This is a genomic window from Amycolatopsis arida, assembly GCF_900115565.1.
GTDB classification, from domain to species: Bacteria; Actinomycetota; Actinomycetes; order Mycobacteriales; family Pseudonocardiaceae; genus Yuhushiella; species Yuhushiella arida.
Genome location: NZ_FOWW01000010.1, coordinates 98,458 through 119,486, shown reverse-complemented (window position 1 = coordinate 119,486; position 21,029 = coordinate 98,458). Strand labels below are relative to the sequence as shown.

Below are 21,029 nucleotides of genomic sequence, written 5' to 3'. Positions count from 1 at the left end.
GCGGAAGATGTCCGGGTGAACGACTGGGACACCCTCCGCGCCCGCGAACGGATGCTGGCCGGAGAGCCGCCGCGGGGTGTCCGGCCGCCCATCGGGGAATCCTGGTCGCGGGCCCGGCGGCATGGGCTGCGGCCGGACGCGTACCTGCCGCCGGTGCCGCTCGGCGAGGACGACGTCCGGGAGCGGCGGGACGGCCACCCGCTGGCGGCGGTCTGGCCGGTGCTGCGCAACAGCCTGCTCGGGGTGACCGCCGACCCGGCGAACCTGCTGTTCCTCAGCGACGCCGAGGGCCACCTGCTGTGGCTGAACGGCGAGCCGGCGAGCCTGGTCCGGGCCGAGCGGGCGCACCTGCTGCCCGGGGCGCTGTGGAGCGAGGCGGCCGCCGGGACCAGCGGGGTCGGCACGGCGCTGGCGCTGCGCCGGCCGTTCCAGGTGCGCGGCGCCGAGCACTTCCTGTCCGCGGCCGTCGACTACACCTGCACGGCCGTGCCGATCCGTGATCCCACGGGCGGCGACGTGCTCGGTGTGCTGAACCTGACCTGCCGCCGCCAGCAGCACGAGGCGATGGTCATGTCGTTGCTGGTGACGTCGGCGCGGCTGGCGGAGGCGCAGTTGCGCGGGATCCGGCTGCGGGAGCTCGCCAGGAGCCGGGAGCGTTACGCCAGCCGGCTGTCCCGGTTGGTGGGGGCGCACGCGGCGCTGGTCGCCGCCGACGGGGCGGTGTTGCTGGCCAACCCGACCGGGTGGCTGCCCCGCCGGGTCGCTCCGCCCCGGCAGGGCGACCAGGTGCTCGACGACGGGCGGCCGGTGGTCGTGGAGCGGCTGGCGGCGGCGGGGCCCTACCTGCTGGTCGCCGACCGGTCGGTGGACCGGGCCGGCCTGCCCGTGGGGTTCGCCGGGTTGGGGCGGCACACCGCGCGGCTCGTGCTCGCCGGGGCGCCGCACGACCTGCGCGGCCGGCACAGCGACATCGTCGCGATCCTGTTGGCCCACCCGGAGGGGATGCCGGCGCGCGAGCTGTGCCCCGCGGTGTACGGGCCCGCCGGGCGGGCGGTGACGTTGCGCGCCGAGCTGACCCGGCTGCGGGCGGTGCTCGGGCGGCGGTTGGCGTCCGAGCCGTACCGGATCGTGGGGGAGAGCCGCGCCGACTTCCTCGACCTGGAGCGGGAGGTGGTTGACGCGCCGGTCGCCGAGCTGCTCGAGCGGTACCGGGGACCGCTGCTGCCGTACTCGCGGGCGCCCGGCGTGGTGGCGTTGCGGGAGCGGTTGCACGAGCGGGTGGCCCGGCGGGTGCTGGCCAGCGGGGACGCCGCGGCGATCCGTCGCTGGCGTTCCGGGTGATCGGGCCTACGGGAGTCGCCTCTCCCGGACGCCGGGCGCGGCGAACCAGCCGAGCAGGAGCATGCCCGCGGCCAGGCCGAGGTGCAGCCAGTCGTCGGCGTCATTGACCGGGACGAAGTTCGCCCAGCTGTGCTCGTCGACGACCAGGCCGTACAGCCACAGCCCCAGGTACACCGCGCCGCCGCCGAGCAGGTAGGCCCTGGCCAGCCGACCGGTGCGCGCCATGACGAAGCCGGCCACGGCGAACAGCAGGTGGACGGCGTTGTGCAGCACCGAGACGGTGAACAAGCCGAGCAGCTTGGCGTCGGAGTGCGGGCCGGCGAACGCGAGCTGGTCGAAGTCGGTGTTGGCCAGCGGCACGAACCCGAGAATCCCGACCAGGAGGAACACCGCCGCCACGGCCAGGGTGGCGGTGCGGGCGAAACCGGCCTCGGGGGCCTCGCCGCGGGTGTAGAAGCGCTTGAGTGCCGTCATCGCCGCTCCCGGACTCCTCGTGTGTCGCGCCTTCCGAGGTACCCGCCGCCCGGCAGGGCAAACGCGGTTTCCCGGCCGCCGTTCGGGGGCATCCGAACGGCGATCACCCGCCGGACGAGGGACACGAGGAGGAGCGGGGATGGCCGACCGAGTGCGCGGCGAGCATCCGTCCGACCCCGCCGAGGGCAGCAGGGACGTCGGCGAGCACGCCGAGGAGAAGGTCGAGCAACGCCGGGACGACCGTGGGGTCGACGGGCCCGACCGCGCCCGCGACGACGACCGCACCTAGCATCCCGGGCTGTCGTGCCACCAAGGCCCCCTGGTGCTCGAGCTGGCCGGCGAGGACCGCAGCGCTCTGGCCGACTCCCTGAGTCGGAGCTGAGTTGGAGCTGGTGCCGAGGCCGCGGGCGACGTCTCGCGCGTAGCGTGTGCCGCGGTGAGGCGGCTGTCCTGGAGGTTGACATGCGTTCGACGGTCCACTCGTTCCGCACGCCCGACGGCGTCACGCTCGGGGTCGAGCACTTCGGCGATGCGGCGGCGCCCCTCGTGCTGCTCGCGGGCGGCACGACCATGCACTCCTGGCCCGACGCGCTCTGCGAGGCGCTCGCTCGCGGCGGACGTCACGTCGTGCGCTACGACCTGCGCGACTCCGGCGCGTCGACGACCGTCGACCCCGAGGCGCCGGGGTACACGCTGCGCGACCTCGCCGCCGACGCCGCCGCGCTCGCCCGCGCACTCGACGACCGGCCGGCGCACCTGGCGGGCATCGGCGTCGGCGGGATGGTCGCCCAGGTCGCCGCGCTCGACCACTCGGACGCGTTCTCGGCACTCACCCTCGTCGGGACGCGGCCCGTCGCACCGGGCCCGGTCGACGACGACCTGCCCGACCACGACGCGGCGACGATGGACCGGTGGTTCGCGCTCCCGATGCCCGACTGGTCCGACCGCGCTTCCGTGGCGGCGTTCTCCGCCGCCGGTGCGGAGATCCTCGGCGACGACCCCGTCGCGGCGCGCGCGACCGCCGAGCGCATCTTCGACCGCACGCCGGGCGCGGAGCCCGCGGTCCAGATGGCCAACCAGATGGGCATGGTGTTCGCCAAGCTCGACTGTACGCCGCGCTGGCGGGAGCGCCTGCCCGAGATCGCGATACCGGTGCTCGTGGTGCACGGTCGTCGCGATCCGTTCTTCCCGGTCGGCAACGGCGAGGCGCTCGCGCGCGAGATTCCTGGCGCGCGGCTGCTCGTACTCGAACAGGTCGCGACCGCGATCCCCGACGCGGCGGTCGACGAGGTCGCCGCGGCGATGCTCGCGCCGTAGTCGATCGTTGATCACCCATCTGCGGACCGCACCGCGCTCCTGATTCATTTGTCGAGTCCTGCGACGTCGGGTGCACGACTTTCGCGGCCGGGACGTTGCCGAGGGTCGCGTGGTCGCGAGTTGTGGTGCCGCCTGAACTCGCGTGCGGCCCGCGTGCGCGCCTCGATCCGACTCGGCCACGAGGCGTTGGCCGGGATGAGTGCCCGCACGACGTCGTGGACGGCGCACCAGTCGAAGACCTCGCTCCCGCGGTGCGCTGAGAGGTTGTCGCATCCGACGAACTCGCTCACGCGGGCACGGCACGGTGATCGTCACCGCGTCATGCCGGACCGCGGGCAGGAGGCGCGGGAACAGTGTGTCCGCCGCGCGTGTCGGCGGCCCGAGCCGCCGTCCACCTGGGACGGACCTGCCGGAGAACTCACCGCTCCCACCACGGCGCGTCGTGCGGTGGTCACCAACGGCGGGGATCGTTTCACCATGCAGGATGGTCGTCTGGGATACCAGACACATTCCCCGTCGCCCGGCTACACCCGCCGCCGTGCCGGGGGTGGAATGAGCGAACTCTCCACCCGGTGGCCGGCCCACTCTCCGGCCACCTCCGACCCCGAGAGGCAGGTGAGTGCGCCATGTCGGCCACGACGTCCTCCTCAACCAACCGATCCGGTCTGCTCCGGCTGGCGCTCGCCACGTTCGGCGGCGCGCTGTTCTTCCTGCTGCCGGTCCGCTGGCAGGGAAAGTGGACGGTCCCCTTCGACATCGTCGTCAGCACCGTCACCCGGGAGCTGCCCACCCTGGTGCGGTACTACTCCCTCGCCCTGATCGTCGGCGCCCTGCTGCTCACCGTCGCCGCCTACGGCCCGCCCGGACGCCGTTACCCGTTCGTGGCGGCGTTCCGCTCCTCGTGGTTGATGATCGTGCTGCGGGTGATCGGCGCGGCGCTGGCGATCCTCATCGTCACCGGCACCGGCCCGGCCGCGCTGCTGGACCCGGGGGTCGGTGGGCTGATGTTCGGCACGCTGGTGGCCTCGGTCGCGGTGATCGTGCCCATCGGCGCCCTGTTCATCACGCTGTTCGTCGCGTTCGGCGGCCTGGAGCTGGTCGGCACCCTGGCCCGCCCGGTGATGCGCCCGCTGTTCCGGGTGCCCGGCCGCGCGGCGCTGGACGCCATCGCCTCCTACGTCGGCAGCTACTCGGTCGGCCTGTACGTCACCAACAAGATGTACCTGGAGTCGCGCTACTCGGCCCGCGAGGCGGTGGTCATCGCCACCTGCTTCTCCACGGTCAGCCTCGGCTTCTTCGCCGTGGTGGCGTCCACTCTGGACCTGCTGCCCTACTTCGGCCTGCTGGTGCTCGTGGTCTCCGCGCTGACCCTCGTGCTCGCCGCGATCCTCTGCCGGATCCCGCCACTGTCCCGGATTCCCGACGACTACGTGGGCACGCCGGTGCGCGAGCCGGCGGTCACCGGCGGGCTGTGGCGCGCCGCGCTGCGCGCCGGCCGGCAGCGGGCGGTGGAGTCCGGGTCGGTGGCCAGGGAGTCCGGTCGCGGCCTGGTCGACGGCCTGCGCCTGGCGATGGTGGTCCTGCCGGCGATCCTCACCGTCGGCGTGCTGGCGATCCTCGTCGCCGAGCACACCCCGGTGTTCCAGTGGCTCGCCGCCCCCGTCGAACCGCTGATCGCGCTGCTGGGCATCCCGGACAGCGCCACCGTGGCCCAGTCCACGGTGATCGGCATCAGCGAGATGTTCCTGCCCGCGCTGCTGGCCACCGGCGCCGCGCTACCGGCGAAGTTCTTCGTCGCGGCGCTGTCGCTGACCCAGATCTTCTTCTTCAGCGCGACGATCCCCCTGCTGCTCTCGCTGGAGCTGCCGGTGCGGCTGTGGCACTGCCTCGTGCTGTTCGTGCTGCGGACCCTGCTCAGCATCCCGTTGTTGGCCGCGCTCACCCACCTGCTGTTCTGACCACCCGGATCGTCAGCCCGGCCCGGCGCAACCGGTCGAGCAGCGCCTCGCCCATGGCCGCGGCGGTGGTGAGCTGGCCGGCGGTCTCCGGAAGGTCGTCGAAGGCGAGGCACAGGGCCGACTCGCCGAGCATCCGCGCGGTCTCGGCGTACCCGGGATCACCACCGGCGAACTCGGTGACCACCTCCCGGCCACCGCCGCGCCCGGTGAACCGCAGCGAGAACCACGACTCCGCCCGCCGCCGCTCGTCCGGCCCCGCTCCCGGCGGGCGAAGCCGGCCGAGCGCGGCACGGGCCGGCGGGATCTGCGCCAGCACCGCGAGCGTGGCCAACCCCAGGCCGCCGGCCACCACCGTCGGCAGCCGCCGCACCGAGAGGTACTGCCGGTAGGTGAAGTCCGGCCCGTATCCGTCGAGCGCCGCCGCGGAGCGGGCGACGACCTGAGGGTCGATGGTCGGCATCGGCACCAGCCAGCGTCCGGTGGAGGGGTCGCGCCGGGGCGGGCCGAGCGGCGTGTGCACCGCGCGGTCGGCAGGGCGCGGCTCGACCCGGCGCCGCTCGCGCGCGGCGCGGAGCATGCCGAGCGGCCGGGAGAACGCGGTGAGCGCCGAGGCGTAGGTGCCGCCGGACAGCTCCCCCTCGCCTCGCAGCACGGCCTCGACGGTCAGCGGCACGCCCTCGGGAAGCTGCCGGACCGTGAAGTAGGTGCCGAGGTCGTAGGGAATGGAGTCGAACCCGCAGGCGTGCACCAGGCGCGCTCCGGTGTCGCGCGCCGTCTCGTGATGTCGGAGGTAGGTCCGGTCGACGAACTCCGGCTCGCCGGTGAGGTCGACGTAGTCGGTGCCGGCCTTGGCGCAGGCCGCCACCAGCGGCTCGCCGTGGCGCAGGTACGGGCCGACCGTGGTGATCACGACCTTCGCCGACCCGGCCAACGCGCGCAGCGAGTCGGGGTCGGTGACGTCGGCGGGCAGCAGCGGCAGGTCGGCGTGGCGGGGGTCGATCGCGGCGAGCCGGTCGCGCACCTCGGCGAGTCGACCGCGGTCGCGTCCGGCCAGTGCCCACCGCCCGCCGGCGGGCATGGCCCGGGCGAGGTGCTCCGCGGTCAGCCGGCCGGTGAACCCGGTGGCGCCGAACAGGACGACGTCGTGGTCGCGACCCGGGGACATGCGACAGCTCCTCTCCGCCGACGACGTCGGCACCATCCGCATGGTAGGGCCGGCTCAGCCGGCCGGCGTCTCGACGGCGGCGCCGGCCACCAGCGGGGTCACCGGAGCGGGGGCGACCCGCAGGTCGGCCACCGTGCAGGCGATGTTGTCCGGTCCACCCCGGTCGTTGGCCAGCTCGACGAGCCGGCGCGCGGCGTCGTGCGGGGCCCGGTGGCCGGCGAGCACGTCGCGCAGCACGTCGTCGGGCAGCACGCAGGTGATGCCGTCGGAGCAGAGCAGCACCCGGTCACCGGCGCGGGCGTCGACGCGGCTCAGGTCGGCGTCCGGCGCGGCGCCGGTCTGCAGCGCGCGCAGCAGCACCGACCGCCGCGGGTGCGTCCCGGCCTGCTCGGCCGGCAGCTGACCGCCGCGGATCAGCTCCTCCACCAGCGTGTGGTCGGTGGTGATCCGACGCAGTGCCCCGTCCCGCAGCAGGTAGCCCCGCGAGTCACCGACGTGCGCGAGCACGATCTCGGTGCCGGTGCACAGCAGCGCGGTGAGCGTGGTGCCCATTCCGCGCAGCCGCTCGTCCTCGTCCGCGGCCGCGGCCAGCCGGCGGGCGATGTCGGACACCAGGCCGGACAGCGCGGTGGTGTCGTCGCCCGGGTCGGCGGGCAGGCGCCGGTCGGCGTCCCGGACGGCGGCGATCGCGACGGCGCTGGCCACCTCCCCATGTGGTTGGCCACCGATGCCGTCGGCGACGGCGAGCAGCCGGACGCTGCCGTAGGCGGAGTCCTCGTTGCGGGTCAGGCGCCGGCCGGGGTCGGCCAGCACGGCCGGGGAGAACCCCAGCGCGGGTGAAGGAAGGTCGTGTGTCATGCCAGCAGTAAACCAGCTGTTTATCGAGTTCACAATCAAGGCGGCTGTGATCGCGTGTGTTATTGCCTTATTGTGTTCCATATGGACGTCGACTCCGTCGAATCCACCGTCAGCGCGGGCGACATCGCCAGGCTGGTCGACGTCGGGCGCGCGGCGGTCAGCAACTGGCGGCGGCGCTACGCCGACTTCCCGCGCCCGGTCGGTGGCACCGCCTCGAGCCCGCTGTTCTCGCTGGCCGAGGTCGAGGAGTGGCTGCGCCGCAACGGCAAGCGCTACGAGCTGTCGGCGGCGGAGCGGGCCTGGCAGCGGCTCCGCGCCACCGGCGGTGACCTGCGGCTGGGCGAGCTCGTGCTGCGGGCGGGGGAGGCGCTGCTCGCCGGCGTCGGCACCGCGGACTGGCCCGACCCCGAGCTGCCGCGGCTGCTCGACGAGCTGGCCGCCGAGCGCGGACCCGCCGACGGCTTCGAGTTCCTCTACCAGCGCTACGCCGAGAGCCACCCGCGGCGGCTCGGCGCCACCGACCCGGCCGTCGCCGATATCATGGCCGGCCTGGTCTGCTCGCCCGGCGCCACCGTCCTCGACCCCGCGTGCGGCACCGGCACGCTGCTGCTGCGCGCCCCGGCAGGGCGGGTGCTGGGCCAGGAGGTGGACGGTGTCGCCGCCGGAATCGCCACGGTGCGGCTGCGGCTGCGCGAGCGGGACGCCGACATCGTCGCCGCCGACTCGCTGCGCGCCGACGCCTTCGCCGACGTCGAGGTCGACACCGTGGTGTGCGACCCGCCGTTCCACGAGCGGGGCTGGGGCTTCGCCGAGCTGACCTCCGACCCGCGGTGGGTCCACGGCGTGCCCCCGCGCGGTGAGCCGGAACTGGCGTGGGCGCAGCACTGCCTGGCGCACGTCCGCCCGGGTGGACTGGTCGCGATCCTGATGCCACCGGTGGCGGCGAGCCGCCGCTCCGGCCGGCGGATCCGCGGCAACCTGCTGCGGGCCGGCGCGCTGCGGGCCGTGGTGACCCTCGGCGCGGCGGGTCCCGACCTCTGGGTGCTGCGCCGGCCCGCACCCGGCGACCCGCCGCCAGCGCACCTGCTCCTGCTCGACGCCGCCGACGACCCGGCCGCGGTGCTCCCGGCCTGGCGAGCCCACCTGGCCGAGCCGGCGGCCGAGCCGGCGTTGCGCATCGTCGACCTGCTCGACGACCACATCGACGTGAGCCCGGCGCGGCACCGCCGGCGCGGCGGCCCCGCGGTGGCCGACGAGTACCACGCGGCGGCCCGCCGGCTGCGCGGCACCGCGCTGGTGGCACCGGACCTCGGGGTGGCCGAACCGGCCGGCGACGTCCCCGGCATCACGGTCGGGGAACTCGCCAAGGCGGGGCTGCTGACGATCCGGCACGCCCCGGCCCGGGTCGGCACCGGCGGGGGCCCGCACCCGGTGCTGACCGCCGACGACCTCGCCGCGGGGCGCCCGCCCGGCGAGCGCGCCGCGGACGCCACCGGGCTGGTCGAGGTGCGTCCCGGTGACGTGGTGGCGTCGCCGGCCGGGCTGGCCAGGGTGGCCACCGCGCCGGCGTTCCTCGGGCCGGGGCTGATCCGGGTGCGCGTCGACCCCGCCCGGCTCGACCCGGACTTCCTCGCCGGCGTGCTGCGCACCGCCCCGCGGCCGCACACCGCGTCCACCCGGATCGACGTGCGGCGCACCCGACTGCCCCGGCTCGGCCTTGCCGAGCAACGGCGGTACGGCAGGGCGTTCCGCGAGCTGGTCGTGCTGTCGGACGGCCTGCAGGAGGCGGCCGAGCTGGGCGAGCGGGTGGTGCGGCTAGGCTTCGACGGGCTGATCACCGGCGCCCTGCGGCCACGGTGAGACGTCCACGGTGGGGCACGGTGCGGAACGGTGGGGCCGGGCACGCACCCGGGGAGGGAGGCCGGATGCTCATCGCCGACCGGTACGAGCTCGAGGAGCTTCCCCTGGGACGGGGCGGGATGGGGGCGGTGCACCGCGGGCACGACCAGCACCTCGGCCGCCGGGTCGCGGTGAAGTTCCTCCAGCTGCCCGGCGGTCCCGACGACGAGTTGACCCGTCGGTTCGTGCGGGAGGCGCACATTCTCGCCAGGCTGGAGCATCCGGGCGCGCCGGTGCTGTACGACTTCGGCACCGTCGACCAGCGGCTGTTCCAGGTGATGCAGTTCATCGACGGGCTCACCGTGGCCGACCTGGTGAGCGAGCACGGGCCACTGCCGGTGCGTGGGCCGCCGCGATCACCGCGCAGGCGTGTGCCGTGCTCGCCGCGGCGCACCAGCTCGGGATCTGCCACCGCGACCTCAAGCCGACGAACCTGATGCTGTGCCCCGACGGCAGCGTGAAGGTGCTCGACTTCGGGCTGGCGATGCTGCGGGAGTCCGATGTCGCGCGGTTCACCAGGGCCGGGCAGATCCTGGGCACGCCGGCGTACATGGCGCCGGAGCAGATCCGGCGCGGCGTGGCCGAGCCGCGCAGCGACCTGTACGCGCTCGGCTGCGTGCTGCACGAGATGCTGACCGGGCGGCAGCTGTTCAGCGGCCCCACGGCGTACGCCATCTTCGAGCGGCAGGTGAACGAGGAGCCCCCGCCGGTGCCCGGGGTGTCGGCCGAGCTGGCCGAGCTGATCCGGGCGCTGCTCGCGAAGGACCCCGAGCGGCGGCCGGGCAGCGCCGCCGAGCTGTACGAGCGGTTGCGCCCGCTGGCGGTGGGGCTGCCGATGTTGCCCGGGTTCCTCGCGCCACCGTCGCCACCGAGCCCCGGCCTGATGTACGCGCACATGGCGGGCCGGCTGCTCGACGCGTGACCACGGTTGTCCCCGGCGGTCAGCGGCGGGCCAGCCGGCGGACCACGGCGCCCGCGGCGGTGATGACCACCAGGACGGTGAGTCCGTCGCCGGAGCCGTCCCGGTGCATCTCATCCACCGTCGCCGGCCGGGGTTTCGCCCCGCTCGACCAGGCGCTGACCGGCGAAGAGCTCGCGCATCGCGGCGAACAGCTGCTCGCCGTCGTCGTCCCGCGGATCGGTCAGCCGGAGCAGGCTGAAACCCAGGTGCAGGGCCACGAACGCGCGGGCGTGCCGGGGGTCGCCGCCGGCGTCGAGCGCGTCGAGCGCCGCCTGCGCCGCGTGCCGGTAGCTGTCCAGCGCGACCCGGCGGGACTCGGCGAGCTCCGGCGAGCGGGCCGATCGGACCACCATCTCGAAGAACGCCAACCGCTGCAGCTCGGGCACGTCCACGAAGCGGTCCCTGGCCCAGGCCGCCACCGCCTCCGGGCTCGCCGGGTCGTCCCCCTCGGCGCGGGCCGGTGGGGCGAGCTCCCGGGCCCGCTCCTCGGCGAACAGGCGCAGTGCCTCGGTGATCAGCTCGCCGATCGAGTCGAAGTAGTAGCTCGCGGTGGCCAGCGGCACGCCGGCGCGCTCGGTGACCGCGCGGTGGGTCGTGCCGGCGACCCCGTGCTCGGCGATCACCTCGACCGCGGCCCGCAGCAACGCGTCGCGTCGGGGCCGGGAGCGGGACCGGGGGGTGAGCGAACGTGACATGCCGCCCACCGTACCCGCCGACCGGCGTCAATACTGTACAAGTTCCCTGGAAGATCTTCTTGTAGGTACGTCTACCGACCAGTAGGTTGCGGGGCACCTCGGCCACGGTGGTGGCCGAACGACACGCCCCGGAGGCTTCCCATGCGTTTCCGTCTACGCGCAGTTCCGCTGGTGGTGGCGCTGTCCGCCACCCTGCTCACCGGTGCCGCGGCGGCCCCGCTGGCCACCGCCCAGACCGCCGGTCCGGCTCCGGTCGAGCCCGGCGCGGTCCGGGCCGACGAGGTGCCGCCGGCGATCGAGTCCCCGGCTCCACTGGGCGCCAACGACTGGCGGTGCAAGCCCACCACCCGGCACCCGCGGCCGGTGATCCTGCTGCACGGCTTCAGCGCGCCCTCCGCGGGGCACTGGAGCGCGTTCGCGCCCTACCTCAAGACACAGGGCTACTGCGTCTTCACCATCACCTACGGCGCCATCCGGCTGCCCGTGGTCGACCTCGTCGGCGGGTTCCAACCGATGGAGTACTCGGCACAGCAGCTGGCGATGTTCGTCGACAAGGTGCGGGCGGCCACCGGGGTCTCCCAGGTGGACCTCGTCGGGCACTCCGAGGGCGGCATCATGCCGCGCTACTACCTGAAGAACCTCGGCGGCGCGGCCAAGGTGCACAACTTCGTGGCCTGGGCGCCGCCGAACCACGGCACCTCGCTGTCCGGGTTGTACACCCTGGCCAAGCAGATCCCGGGCTTCGACGAGGTCCTGCTGCCGACCGTGTGCAAGGTGTGCACCCAGCTGGTCACCGACTCGCCGTTCATCAAGGAGCTGAACTCGCCGACCGAGACCGTGCCGGGCGTCCACTACACCGTGGTGACGTCGAAGAACGACGTGTTCGTGACGCCGATCGAGACCAGCTACCTGTCCGGACCGAACGTGGACAACATCTCCGTGCAGGACGTCAACCCGAAGGCCACCCCGGGCCACATCACGATGGCGTTCTCACCGACCGTGTACGAGATCACCACCAAGGCGCTGTCGCGCGACTGAACTGTTTCCGCACTGTTTCCGCGCTGTCCCGGTGGCCGCGGCGGTCACCGGGACAGTCGCTCGTTTAGGAACCGGCCGAGCACCTGCCGCGCGATCTGGCCACCAACGCCCCCGTAGGCGTAGTCGAAGCCGTGCTCGCCGAAGGGCACCACGACCGTCCGGTGTGGCACGCCGGCCGCGCGGAGCCGGTCGGCGATCGCGGTGACCCGGGGCAGCCGGACGAGGTGGTCGGCGGCGCCGGTGACGAGCAGCGTCGGCATGAGACCGGGCCGGATGCGGGTGATCGCGGACGCCTCCCGGTAGCGCTCCGGGTACTCCTCCGGGCTCCCGCCGAGGTAGCGCTGACTCACCTGGTACTGGTAGCCGTCCGGATCGTCGTCATCGCGCAGGATGCCGGTGAGGTCGGCGGCCGGGTAGACGCCCACCACGGCGGCCGGGACCGGTGGGGTGCCGCCGCAGCTGCTGTCCTGCTCACCCGCGGCCAGCGCGTAGGCGGTGTTGAGCGCGAGGCTTCCGCCGGCCGAGCCGCCGCCCACGGCGATCCGGCCGCTGTCCACTCCGTACTCGTCGGCGTGGGCGGCCACCCAGGACAGCGCGCAGGCGACGTCGGCGGAGGCGTCGTGCCAGCGGGGCGGCGGGGCGAGCCGGTAGTCGATGTCGAAGACGGGGTAGCCGCGGTCGGCGAGCCACCGGTCGACCCCGGGCCGCTCGTCGCGGTGGCCGGCGACGAAGCCGCCGCCGTGCACCCAGACCACTGCGGGGCGGGGTGCCCTGGCCGGTTCCGGTGGCAGCCAGACGCTGAGGTCGAGGTCGATGCCCTCGACGGTGGCGTACCGGACAGTGGCGTCGGGACGTTCCGCGGGCTGACCGGGTGCGGTGAGCAGCTCCCACCAGGACACCGACACGCCCTGGGTGGCGGCGTAGCCGAGCTGTCCGATCAGGACGACCAGCGCGGTGACCGCGCCGGTGCCACCGAGGGCGAGGCCCGCGCCCGCGACGCGTCGGGCGCCGAGCCGCCAGAGCGCCGCGGCGAGGACCAGCCCGCCGAGCGCGGCGAGCACGGCGTGCAGCGGGAGCGTGCCGACGAGGCCGGTGCCCAGCCGGCCGAGCAGCGGAAGGCCGGGCAGCAGCGCGCCGGCACCGAGCGCGGCCACGGCAACCGTCCAGGCCACGGCGAGCGCGCCCAGCAGGCCACGGGCCAGGGCGCGGCCACCGGACCTCGGGCGGCGTGCGTTCCGCCGCCCGTCCGACGTGTCCGAAACGGTCGGCACGTGCTTCCCGGTACGCGCGGATGGGCCGGGCCGGGCGCGCTCATCCGAGGCGCCCGTGCCCGGCGGAGTGGCGGAGCGATCCATTCGCCAACGCTATCCAGCTGGCGTCGACGACTCGTCGATCAGCGCGTGAAAAATGCGCGAATTCCACGACGTGGGAGCGGGTACGTCCCTTTCGTCCCGTGCGGACGATTCGCCGCCACCCGCTCCCACGTCGAGAAGCCGGCGGGGCTCGATGCCGAGTGGAGGGCGTGTCCGCTACCGCGGGCGCGGCGCGAAGATCCGGAAGGTGTTTCCCTCGATGTCGCGGAACACGACCCACCTGACGCCGTCCTGCTCGTTGTCGCTGACGCGTTCGGCCCCGAGCGCCTCGATGCGATCGGCCTGTTCGGCCCAGTCGTCCTCGCCACCGAGGTCGAGCAGGAGTCGGTTGTCGCCGGTGGCGAGCTCGCCCTCCGGTTGGTGGAACATCCAGGTCGGGCCGTCGTCGTCGAATCCGATCGTCGCGAACGCGGTGGTCGCCCCTTCGTCCACCGGCCGCATCAGCACCCCGGACCAGAAGGCGGCGAGGGCTGCCGCGTCGCGGCAGTCGAACGAGTACATCCCCACCTTCATGCTGCGCCTCGCGTCCACGTGATCCTCCTTCATCGGTTGCCGCTGACCACGATGAGACGGGATCCGGCAGGAGGACTCATCGGCCCGGGACGACGCGGGGTCCGGCACCGACGTTTCCTGACGCGGTCACTCCGCGTAGAGCTGGTCGATGACGTCGGCGTACTTCCGGGCGACGGGGGCACGGCGGAGCTTCATCGTCGGGGTGAGCTCGTCGCCGCCGGGCTCCCACAGGGTGGGCAGGATCGCGAACTTCTTGACCTGCTCGACGCGGGACAGCTTCTCGTTCGCGGCCCGGATCCCCTCCGCCACCCGCGTGCGGACACCCGGGTCGGCGGCGAGCGCGGCGGGGGAGCGGTCGACGAGCCCGTGCTCGGCGGCGTGGACGGCCGCCGCGTCCGGATCCAGGGTGACCAGCGCGACCACGTAGGGCCGGTCGTCCCCGATCGCGGCCACCGACCCGGCCAGCGGGCAGGCCACCTTCACCGCGTTCTCGATCGCGGTCGGCGACATGTTCTTGCCCGCCGCGTTGATGATGAGCTCCTTCTTGCGGTCGATGATCCGCACGTAGCCGTCGTCGTCGATGGTGGCGATGTCCCCGGTGTGCAGCCACCCTTCGGGGTCGATCGCCTCGGCGGTGCGCACCGGATCGTTGCGGTAGCCCTTCATCACCAGCGGCCCGCGGACCAGCAGCTCCCCGTCCTCGGCGAGGCGCAGCTCCACCCCGCGCACCGGCCGGCCCACGGTGCCGATCCGAATCGCGTCCGGCGGGTTCATCGTCGCCGCGGCCGACGTCTCCGACATCCCCCACAGCTCGCACACCGGGATCCCGAGCGCGAGCACGAACTCCAGCGCCTCCGGCGCGATCGGCGCCGCGCCCGACGCCGCCACCCGCACCTGGTCGAGCCCGAGCGTGGCGCGCACCTTCGCCAGCACCAACCGGTCGGCCAGCCGGTGCCGCTGTGGTTGCCGCAGGGCCGCCGGCACCGGTTGGCCCGCCGACCCGAGTCGTACCGTCCGCCCCCCGACGTCCACCGCCCACGCCGCCAGCCGCCGCTTGACCGGGCTCCGCTCCGCTGCCAACGCTCCCTCGATCGCCGCCTTCAGCTTGTACCAGACCTGCGGCACCGCCCCGAAGAAGGTGGGCCGGACATCCGGCAACGCCGCGATCATCGCCTTGGCGTCGGCCACCGTGGTGATCTGCATGCCGGTGTGCAGGCTGAGATAGTGCGCGCCCCAGCGGTTGGCCACGTGCGCGTCCGGCAGGTACGAGACCACGCGGTCCTCCTGCGTCACCGGCAGCACGTCCAGCGTCGCCGCCACCTCGGCCGCCATGTTGGCGTGCGTGAGCTCGACACCCTTCGGCGGGCCCGTGGTGCCGGAGGTGTAGATCACCGTGAGCACGTCGTCCGGGCGCACCGCGCGCCACGACTCCGTGAAGTCGAAGTCCGGGTCGGGCTCCAGGTCGGCCAGCTCGGTCATCCCCTCCGGTCGACCGTCCACACACACCAGATGCGCGACGTCGGTGCCCGGCGTCGCCGCGCGCAGGACGTCGGCGAATCTCCGCTCGCAGACCACCACCCTGGCACCGGAGTCGCGCAGCACGTACGCCAGCTGCTCGACGGCCAGCGTCTGGTACATCGAGAACGGGGTCGCCCCCGCGTGCAGCGCGGCCGTGTCGACCAGGTGGAACTCCGGACGGTTGGTCAGCATCAGCGCCACGGTGTCGCCGCGCCGCACCCCGAGCCCCGCCAGCCCTGCCGCGATCCGGCGCACCTCCTCGGCGTAGCGCTGCCATGTCACGGTCATCGTCGACCCGGGGGTGCGCAGCGCGACTCCGTCGGGGAACCGGGCGGCGGTGCGCTGGAACGCCGCGCACATCGTGTCGGCGATCGGAACGGACGTGCCCACGGCGGGCGAACTCGGGGCGCTCATGGCACGACTCCTCGGCGTCGGCGGCGGGACGACTGCCAAGCCTGCGACCACCCCGGCTTGTTGTCAAGGTGTCAACAGTGGTCACGCGACTCCGCCCAGCCGAGGGCGGTTACGCCAGCCGGCCGATCGAGCCGCTGCGCCGGCCGGCCGATGATCCCGATGTGGTCCCGCGGCACACCCGGTGTTCGCCGTGGCGTCGGCCGCCCGTCCCGCGCCGGAGCGGAAGCGGCCACCCGTGACGGGGACGGTCGGGACGTTCCGCAACCGACGCCGGGGAGGTTCCCGTGTCCCGATCCCGCCGATCCCGTCTCCGCTCCTGGTCCGCCTTCTCCCTCGCGACCTGCACCGCCGTCGCGGCCTGCGTCGCGGTCGCGCCGCCGGCGGTCGCGACCCCGCCGGGCATCCCGAGCAAGGCCACCGCACAAGCCGAGCTGAACGCGTTGCGGGTGGCCGGCGAGGGCTCGATGACCGGGTACTCGCGGGAGAAGTTCCCCCACTGGAGCACCGTCTCCGGCACCTGCAACACCCGGGAGACCGTGCTCCGCCGGGACGGCACCGGCGTGGAGGTGGACGGCTCCTGCGCCGCGACCTCCGGCCGGTGGTACAGCCCGTACGACGGCGCCACCTGGACGGCGGCGTCCGATGTGGACGTCGACCACGTGGTGGCGCTGGCCGAGGCGTGGCGCTCCGGGGCCAGCGGGTGGACGACGAGCCGCCGGGAGAGCTTCGCCAACGACCTCGACTCGCCGCAGCTGATCGCGGTGACCGACGACGTCAACCAGGCCAAGGGGGACAAGGACCCGACCGCATGGCAGCCGCCGCGGACGAGCTACCGGTGCACCTACGGCAAGATGTGGATTCGAGTGAAGCACCGCTGGGGGCTCACCGTGCAGTCGGCGGAGAAGACCGCGTTGCAGGGCATGCTGAACGCCTGCTGACCCGGTGGTGGCCGTGGCGGCTCAGCCCGCCTCGCTGGCGGTGAGTACCACCGGTGTGGTGACGCCGTGCCGGGCGAGACCCTCGGCGAGCAGGCCCGCGAGCCACCCCAACGCATCGAGTGACCACTCGGCCAGGGCGCCGGTGACGCTGGCCCGGTGGCGGGGCGGGCCGCTCCAGAACGTGTCGTCGAGCGGGGGCGCGGCGGCGAGCGGATCGTGGTCGGTCGACGGGTGGGAGTCGACGGCGAAGACCTCCTGGTCCAGTGACCGCAGCCAGGTGTGGATCGACGGCGCCGCGGCCGGGACGGAGGGAACCCGTCCGCTGTCCACCGTCACCCGCACCGGGGTGCGTGACCCCGGGTCCCGGTCGGCGAACCAGCCGGCCGTGTCGAGCGAGGGAACCGGGCCACGCTCGCGCGGCGCGAGGTTCTGAACGGGCAACAGCAACTGGACCGTGCGCAGCCGTGGGGTGCCGAACCGGGCCACCACGTCGCCGGCACAGCGCAGGAACGGCTGCGCCGGCAACGGCTGCTCGGGGGCCACCTCGTCGATCCCGACCTGGAACCACGCGAGCAGCGAGGACGGCGGCGCGGCCAGCGGATGGTCCCGTGAACGACTGCTGCCTGCGTCATCGGTGGGCTGTATGTCGACGCCGGCGGTCGCACGAGCTGGCCGCGCCGCTGACCGCCGGCCGCGACGGGCGGTGGCCGGCGCGCCGCGCGGCGGGGCCGCGGCCGATGTCGTTCACCATGCGTCGATGACGTCGCCCATCCGAGGTCGCCGACCGGCAGGGCCCGGCTCAGCGGCCGGCGGTGTGCACCAGGAGGTCGATCACGTCGGTGATGCGGTGCCGCTCGGCGAAGGCGGCGCGCTGCCGTTGCGCGCCGCCGCCGTGCCGGGCCAGCGCGGCCAGCCGGGTGCCGGCGAACTCCAGGTCCGCCGGTGGCAGCACCGGCCGCAGGTGCTCGACCACGAGCCCCGGCAGGTCCCGCCCGACCACGAGGCCGCCGGTCACCGGGTGCGGGCACTTTCCGCCGAGCCCGTCCCGCGCGGCCCGCCACAGCCGTGCCCGCAACACCTCCGGCGGCAGCGCCGGGACGGGCCGCCCGGCCTCCAGGTCCCGCAGCGCGACGGCGACCAGTCCGCGCACCACGATCGCGAGGGTCGCCGCCTCGGCCGCGGTCGCGGCGACGTCGCTCACCCGGAACTCCAGCGTCGGTCGCTTCGCCGACGGCCGGATGTCCCAGTACACCATCCCGTGGTCGAGGATGGCGCCCACGTCGAGCATGGCCCCGACGCTGTCGTCGTAGTGGTCCAGCGAGGTGAACAGCGGTGGTGGGCCCGCGGACGGCCAGCGGGACCACAGCACGTGCCGCCAGCTGGCGTACCCGGTGTCGGCGCCCTCGTTGTACGGCGAGTTCGCGGTGAGCGCGAGCAGCACCGGCAGCCATGGGCGCAGCCGGTTGCTGATCTCGACGCCGGTCGCCCGGTCGGAGATTCCGACGTGCACGTGGCAGCCGCACATCGTGCCGGTGTCGGCGATCGCGCCGAAGTGGCGGGCCATCCGCCGGTACCGGGGCCGCGGGGTGATCCCCGCCGGGCCCGACTCGGTGAGTAGCGGTGTTCCGCTGGGCAGCAGCCGCAGCCCGCGACTGGCCGCCTCCTCGATGAGGCTCGTGCGCAGCTTCCGCAGCTGCGCCAGCAGCTCCTCACCGCCGTGGCACACGGGGGTGGCCGACTCCACCTGGCTGCGGGTGAGCTCCTCCTGTAGCTCGCCGGCGGGGTCGGCGCTGTCGTGCACCACCTCGGGTCCCATGGCCGCGAGGTGGCCCGAGGAGTCGACCAGGAGGAACTCCTCCTCCACGCCCACCGTCAGTTGATCCGCCATCCCACGACCCATGGCACGGGAGTTGCCCCGGACGGCCGGCTGAAACCGGCCGAACCGGTCACGGCCGGCGGATCGGGTCAGGGATGGCTGGTGAGGTAGCCACCCATGGTGGTGAACCAGTCGGCCGCGGCGTACTCGGTGCCGTCGTCGGTGCGGACCCGCTCCAGCACCAGCCCGTGGTTGCGCCCGTAGCGCGCGTCGGCGCCGGCGACGATCACCACGCCGTCCCCCTCCCGGATGAAGATCCGCCCGGGAGTGCCGCCGTAGCGGCCCTCCGACACCCTGGCCCCGACCACCCGGAGCCGTTGTCCTCTGTGGAAGGTGAAGGCGTTGGGATAGGGGTCGGACTGGGCGCGGACCAGCCGGTCGAGGTCCTCGGCCGGCCAGGTCCAGTCGATCCGGCCGTCCTCGATCGAGCGCTTGTGGAAGAAGGTGGCCTTCGACCGGTCCTGTGGCCGCGGCTCGGCCCGGCCGGACGCGATCAGCTCCAGCGACTCGGACACGGCCGGCTCGATCAGCGCGACCGTCTTGTGGAAGAGGTCCGTGCTGGTGTCCCGCGGGCCGACCGGCACCGCGCGCTGCAGCACGATCGGCCCGGCGTCCAGCTCGTCGTCCATCAGGTGCGCGGTCACCCCGACCTCCCGCTCCCCGTTGATCAACGCCCAGATCAGCGGGGAGAAGCCGGCGTAGGCCGGCAGCAGCGAGTCGTGCACGTTGAGCGTGCCGTGCCGGGGCAGCCGGAAGATCTCCGGCGGGATCCACGTCCGCCAGTTGTTCGCCACGATCAGGTCCGGGTCGGCCTCCTTGAGCCGGGACATCAGCTCCTCGTCGTCCGGCCGGTTGCGCAGCAGCACCTCCACGCCGTGCTCCTCGGCCAGCTCGGCCACCGAGTCCGACCAGATGCGCTCGTAGACGTGGTCCGAAGGGGGGTGGGTGACCACGAGCGCCACCTCGTGCTCCGAGTCCAGCAACGCCCGCAAGGTCCGATGTCCCCACGTCTGGTACCCGAACATGACCACCCGCATGGGGTCCCTCCTCACTTCCCGACGTCGTGGTGGCCGCCGGTCCCGCTCGGGCGGTGCCGCCGGCAAACCGGCTCAGTGAAGCAAGCCTTGCCTAATTTCGCAACGCCTGCCGCCGGGGACGAACATCACCCCGAAAGAACCAACTGAGGTAGCACTAACTTAGGTTAGGGTTTCCTCCGTTGAAGGGTTGGCGCCCGGTCCCGGCCACCACCGGACAAGCGGCTCAGGCACGCGATAGGACAGGTATGGCACAGGCATTTGGCACGGACGAGACACCGGTCTACGACCTCGTCGGGGTGGGCTTCGGTCCCTCGAACCTCGCGCTGGCGATCGCGCTGACCGAGCACAACGGCGCCGGGAGCGAGACCGTCACCGCCCACTTCCTGGAGCGTCAGCCCAGGTTCGGCTGGCACCGCGGGATGCTCATCGAGGACGCCACCATGCAGGTGTCCTTCCTCAAGGACCTGGTCACCCTCCGCGACCCGGCCAGCCGGTTCAGCTTCCTGTCCTATCTGCACGCCAAGGGCCGGTTGATCGACTTCGTCAACCACAAGAACCTGTTCCCACTGCGGGTGGAGTTCCACGACTACTTCGAGTGGGCCGCCGCGCAGGTCGACGACCTGGTGTCCTACGGGCACGAGGTGGTGGCCGTCCGGCCGGTGACCGTCGACGGCGAGGTGGCCTACCTGGATGTCGAGGCGCGGGCCGCGGGCGAGCCGGTCACCCTCCGCGCCCGCAACCTGGTGGTGGCCACCGGGCTGCGGCCGCACCTTCCGGACGGCGTCACCCCCTCGGCGCGGGTCTGGCACAACAGCGAGCTGCTGCACCGCGTCGACGCCGTGGACGGCGACACCGCGCGCCGGTTCGTCGTCGTCGGCGCGGGGCAGAGCGCCGCCGAGGTCACCGCGTTCCTGCACGACCGCTTCCCGCGGGCGCAGGTCTGCTCGGTGTTCTCCCGGTTCGGCTACAGCCCTTCCGACGACAGCCCGTTCGCCAACCGCATCTTCGACCCCGCCGCGGTGGACGAGTTCTACGCCGCGCCGGAGGACGCCCGGCGGCGGCTGATGGACTACCACGGCAACACCAACTACTCCGTGGTGGACCTCGATCTTATCGACGACCTGTACCGACGGCTCTACCAGGAGAGGGTGCTCGGCAGGGAGCGGCTGCGGATGCTCCACGCCTCCCGCCCGGTCGCCGTCGACGAGACCGGCGACGGGGTGCGGGTCACGATCGAGTCGCTCACCTCCGGGGACCGAACGGTGCTCGACTCCGACGTGGTCGTCTACGCCACCGGATACCGGCCGGCCGACGCGCTGGCCCTGCTGGGGGACCTGGCCACGCACTGCCACCGCGACGACCGCGGCCGGCCGTGCGTCGAACGGGACTACCGGGTGCGAACCGCGCCCGGCCTGCGTCCCGGGATCTACCTGCAGGGCGGGGGCACCGAGCACACCCACGGCATCACCTCCTCCCTGCTGTCCAACAACGCCGTCCGCTCCGGCGAGATCCTCCGGTCGATCCTCGACCAGAGGGCCACGCCGGTCGAGACCGCCGAGCCGGCCGCGGCGGGCTACGCCGTCAGCGGCACGGCGGGCCGCTGACGGCGGTGGAAGGAAGCGCCGGCGGCACCGCCGCCGACCGTTGTCGACAG

Annotated in this window: 18 protein-coding genes and 1 pseudogene; 9 read left to right on the top strand and 10 right to left on the bottom strand. The window is 73.7% G+C overall.

Annotation, left to right across the window (positions count from 1 at the left end; genetic code table 11):
* Window positions 1-15 precede the first annotated feature (15 nt).
* Complete coding sequence (locus BM051_RS24000; RefSeq protein WP_092534823.1) at window positions 16-1,341, top strand: GAF domain-containing protein; 1,326 nt, start codon at window positions 16-18, stop codon at window positions 1,339-1,341.
* A gap of 6 nt (window positions 1,342-1,347) precedes the next feature.
* Here the strand turns inward: BM051_RS24000 and BM051_RS23995 are convergent, their stop codons facing one another.
* Entirely contained in the window at window positions 1,348-1,815 is a 468-nt protein-coding gene (locus BM051_RS23995) for a DUF4383 domain-containing protein (protein WP_092534821.1), read from the bottom strand.
* Between the two features lie 139 nt (window positions 1,816-1,954).
* Here BM051_RS23995 and BM051_RS29230 point away from each other — a divergent pair, with 139 nt between their 5' ends.
* The 3 genes from BM051_RS29230 to BM051_RS23985 all read left to right on the top strand — a co-directional run bounded on the left by BM051_RS29230 (window position 1,955) and on the right by BM051_RS23985 (window position 5,090).
* The gene (locus BM051_RS29230; RefSeq protein WP_166677833.1) at window positions 1,955-2,104 is read left to right on the top strand and encodes a hypothetical protein; all 150 of its coding nucleotides are present in this window, start codon (window positions 1,955-1,957) and stop codon (window positions 2,102-2,104) included.
* A gap of 173 nt (window positions 2,105-2,277) precedes the next feature.
* Entirely contained in the window at window positions 2,278-3,132 is an 855-nt protein-coding gene (locus BM051_RS23990; RefSeq protein ID WP_092534818.1) for an alpha/beta fold hydrolase, read from the top strand.
* A gap of 626 nt (window positions 3,133-3,758) precedes the next feature.
* Window positions 3,759-5,090, top strand: coding sequence for a YjiH family protein (locus BM051_RS23985; RefSeq protein ID WP_092534815.1), 1,332 nt, complete (start codon window positions 3,759-3,761; stop codon window positions 5,088-5,090).
* Here the strand turns inward: BM051_RS23985 and BM051_RS23980 are convergent.
* Both BM051_RS23980 and BM051_RS23975 read right to left on the bottom strand, forming a co-directional pair.
* Entirely contained in the window at window positions 5,071-6,255 is a 1,185-nt protein-coding gene (locus BM051_RS23980) for a saccharopine dehydrogenase family protein (RefSeq protein WP_092534812.1), read from the bottom strand. The two genes, BM051_RS23985 and BM051_RS23980, sit on opposite strands and share 20 nt — an antisense overlap.
* A 54-nt stretch (window positions 6,256-6,309) precedes the next feature.
* A complete protein-coding gene (locus tag BM051_RS23975; protein ID WP_092534809.1) occupies window positions 6,310-7,113 on the bottom strand; it encodes a PP2C family protein-serine/threonine phosphatase in 804 nt (267 codons plus the stop codon).
* A gap of 81 nt (window positions 7,114-7,194) precedes the next feature.
* Between BM051_RS23975 and BM051_RS23970 the strand changes: the two genes are divergently transcribed.
* A complete protein-coding gene (locus BM051_RS23970; RefSeq protein WP_092534806.1) occupies window positions 7,195-8,973 on the top strand; it encodes an N-6 DNA methylase in 1,779 nt (592 codons plus the stop codon).
* Between the two features lie 65 nt (window positions 8,974-9,038).
* A pseudogene (locus BM051_RS23965) lies at window positions 9,039-9,934 on the top strand (serine/threonine-protein kinase).
* Between the two features lie 110 nt (window positions 9,935-10,044).
* On the opposite strand, the gene BM051_RS23960 reads toward BM051_RS23965, so the two are convergent.
* Complete coding sequence (locus tag BM051_RS23960; protein ID WP_092534804.1) at window positions 10,045-10,668, bottom strand: TetR/AcrR family transcriptional regulator; 624 nt, start codon at window positions 10,666-10,668, stop codon at window positions 10,045-10,047.
* A gap of 141 nt (window positions 10,669-10,809) precedes the next feature.
* Between BM051_RS23960 and BM051_RS23955 the strand changes: the two genes are divergently transcribed.
* Window positions 10,810-11,706: an esterase/lipase family protein gene (locus tag BM051_RS23955; RefSeq protein WP_092534801.1), complete on the top strand. Its 897-nt coding sequence runs from the start codon at window positions 10,810-10,812 to the stop codon at window positions 11,704-11,706.
* A 44-nt stretch (window positions 11,707-11,750) separates the two neighbouring features.
* Here BM051_RS23955 and BM051_RS23950 read toward each other — a convergent pair whose 3' ends face one another.
* The 3 genes from BM051_RS23950 to BM051_RS23940 all read right to left on the bottom strand — a co-directional run bounded on the left by BM051_RS23950 (window position 11,751) and on the right by BM051_RS23940 (window position 15,524).
* Window positions 11,751-12,977, bottom strand: a complete 1,227-nt coding sequence (locus tag BM051_RS23950) for an alpha/beta hydrolase (protein ID WP_134046345.1) — start codon at window positions 12,975-12,977, stop codon at window positions 11,751-11,753.
* Window positions 12,978-13,235: 258 nt separating this feature from the next.
* Window positions 13,236-13,610: a VOC family protein gene (locus tag BM051_RS23945; protein WP_092534795.1), complete on the bottom strand. Its 375-nt coding sequence runs from the start codon at window positions 13,608-13,610 to the stop codon at window positions 13,236-13,238.
* 108 nt (window positions 13,611-13,718) lie between these two features.
* Entirely contained in the window at window positions 13,719-15,524 is a 1,806-nt protein-coding gene (locus BM051_RS23940) for an AMP-dependent synthetase/ligase (RefSeq protein ID WP_092534792.1), read from the bottom strand.
* Between the two features lie 284 nt (window positions 15,525-15,808).
* Between BM051_RS23940 and BM051_RS23935 the strand changes: the two genes are divergently transcribed.
* Window positions 15,809-16,462: an HNH endonuclease family protein gene (locus BM051_RS23935; protein ID WP_092534788.1), complete on the top strand. Its 654-nt coding sequence runs from the start codon at window positions 15,809-15,811 to the stop codon at window positions 16,460-16,462.
* A 21-nt stretch (window positions 16,463-16,483) separates the two neighbouring features.
* On the opposite strand, the gene BM051_RS23930 is transcribed toward BM051_RS23935, so the two are convergent.
* From BM051_RS23930 to BM051_RS23920, 3 genes are all read right to left on the bottom strand, one after another.
* Entirely contained in the window at window positions 16,484-17,005 is a 522-nt protein-coding gene (locus BM051_RS23930) for a hypothetical protein (protein ID WP_092534785.1), read from the bottom strand.
* A gap of 256 nt (window positions 17,006-17,261) precedes the next feature.
* Window positions 17,262-18,350 (bottom strand): carboxylate-amine ligase, encoded by a 1,089-nt coding sequence (locus tag BM051_RS23925; protein WP_243859773.1) that lies wholly within the window; start codon window positions 18,348-18,350, stop codon window positions 17,262-17,264.
* Between the two features lie 77 nt (window positions 18,351-18,427).
* A complete protein-coding gene (locus BM051_RS23920) occupies window positions 18,428-19,375 on the bottom strand; it encodes a methionyl-tRNA formyltransferase (RefSeq protein ID WP_092534779.1) in 948 nt (315 codons plus the stop codon).
* Window positions 19,376-19,620: 245 nt separating this feature from the next.
* On the opposite strand from BM051_RS23920, the gene BM051_RS23915 reads away from it, so the two are divergent.
* Window positions 19,621-20,979, top strand: coding sequence for a lysine N(6)-hydroxylase/L-ornithine N(5)-oxygenase family protein (locus BM051_RS23915; protein WP_092534776.1), 1,359 nt, complete (start codon window positions 19,621-19,623; stop codon window positions 20,977-20,979).
* The last annotated feature ends 50 nt before the right edge of the window (window positions 20,980-21,029 follow it).

Excerpts from the sequence above, each read along its gene's own strand:
- BM051_RS23995 (WP_092534821.1), bottom strand. The coding sequence starts at position 1,815 with ATGACGGCACTCAAGCGCTTCTACACCCGCGGCGAGGCCCCCGAGGCC.
- BM051_RS29230 (WP_166677833.1), top strand. The coding sequence starts at position 1,955 with ATGGCCGACCGAGTGCGCGGCGAGCATCCGTCCGACCCCGCCGAGGGC.
- BM051_RS23990 (WP_092534818.1), top strand. The coding sequence starts at position 2,278 with ATGCGTTCGACGGTCCACTCGTTCCGCACGCCCGACGGCGTCACGCTC.
- BM051_RS23985 (WP_092534815.1), top strand. The coding sequence starts at position 3,759 with ATGTCGGCCACGACGTCCTCCTCAACCAACCGATCCGGTCTGCTCCGG.
- BM051_RS23980 (WP_092534812.1), bottom strand. The coding sequence starts at position 6,255 with ATGTCCCCGGGTCGCGACCACGACGTCGTCCTGTTCGGCGCCACCGGG.
- BM051_RS23975 (WP_092534809.1), bottom strand. The coding sequence starts at position 7,113 with ATGACACACGACCTTCCTTCACCCGCGCTGGGGTTCTCCCCGGCCGTG.
- BM051_RS23970 (WP_092534806.1), top strand. The coding sequence starts at position 7,195 with ATGGACGTCGACTCCGTCGAATCCACCGTCAGCGCGGGCGACATCGCC.
- BM051_RS23960 (WP_092534804.1), bottom strand. The coding sequence starts at position 10,668 with ATGTCACGTTCGCTCACCCCCCGGTCCCGCTCCCGGCCCCGACGCGAC.
- BM051_RS23955 (WP_092534801.1), top strand. The coding sequence starts at position 10,810 with ATGCGTTTCCGTCTACGCGCAGTTCCGCTGGTGGTGGCGCTGTCCGCC.
- BM051_RS23940 (WP_092534792.1), bottom strand. The coding sequence starts at position 15,524 with ATGAGCGCCCCGAGTTCGCCCGCCGTGGGCACGTCCGTTCCGATCGCC.
- BM051_RS23925 (WP_243859773.1), bottom strand. The coding sequence starts at position 18,350 with ATGGCGGATCAACTGACGGTGGGCGTGGAGGAGGAGTTCCTCCTGGTC.
- BM051_RS23920 (WP_092534779.1), bottom strand. The coding sequence starts at position 19,375 with ATGCGGGTGGTCATGTTCGGGTACCAGACGTGGGGACATCGGACCTTG.
- BM051_RS23915 (WP_092534776.1), top strand. The coding sequence starts at position 19,621 with ATGGCACAGGCATTTGGCACGGACGAGACACCGGTCTACGACCTCGTC.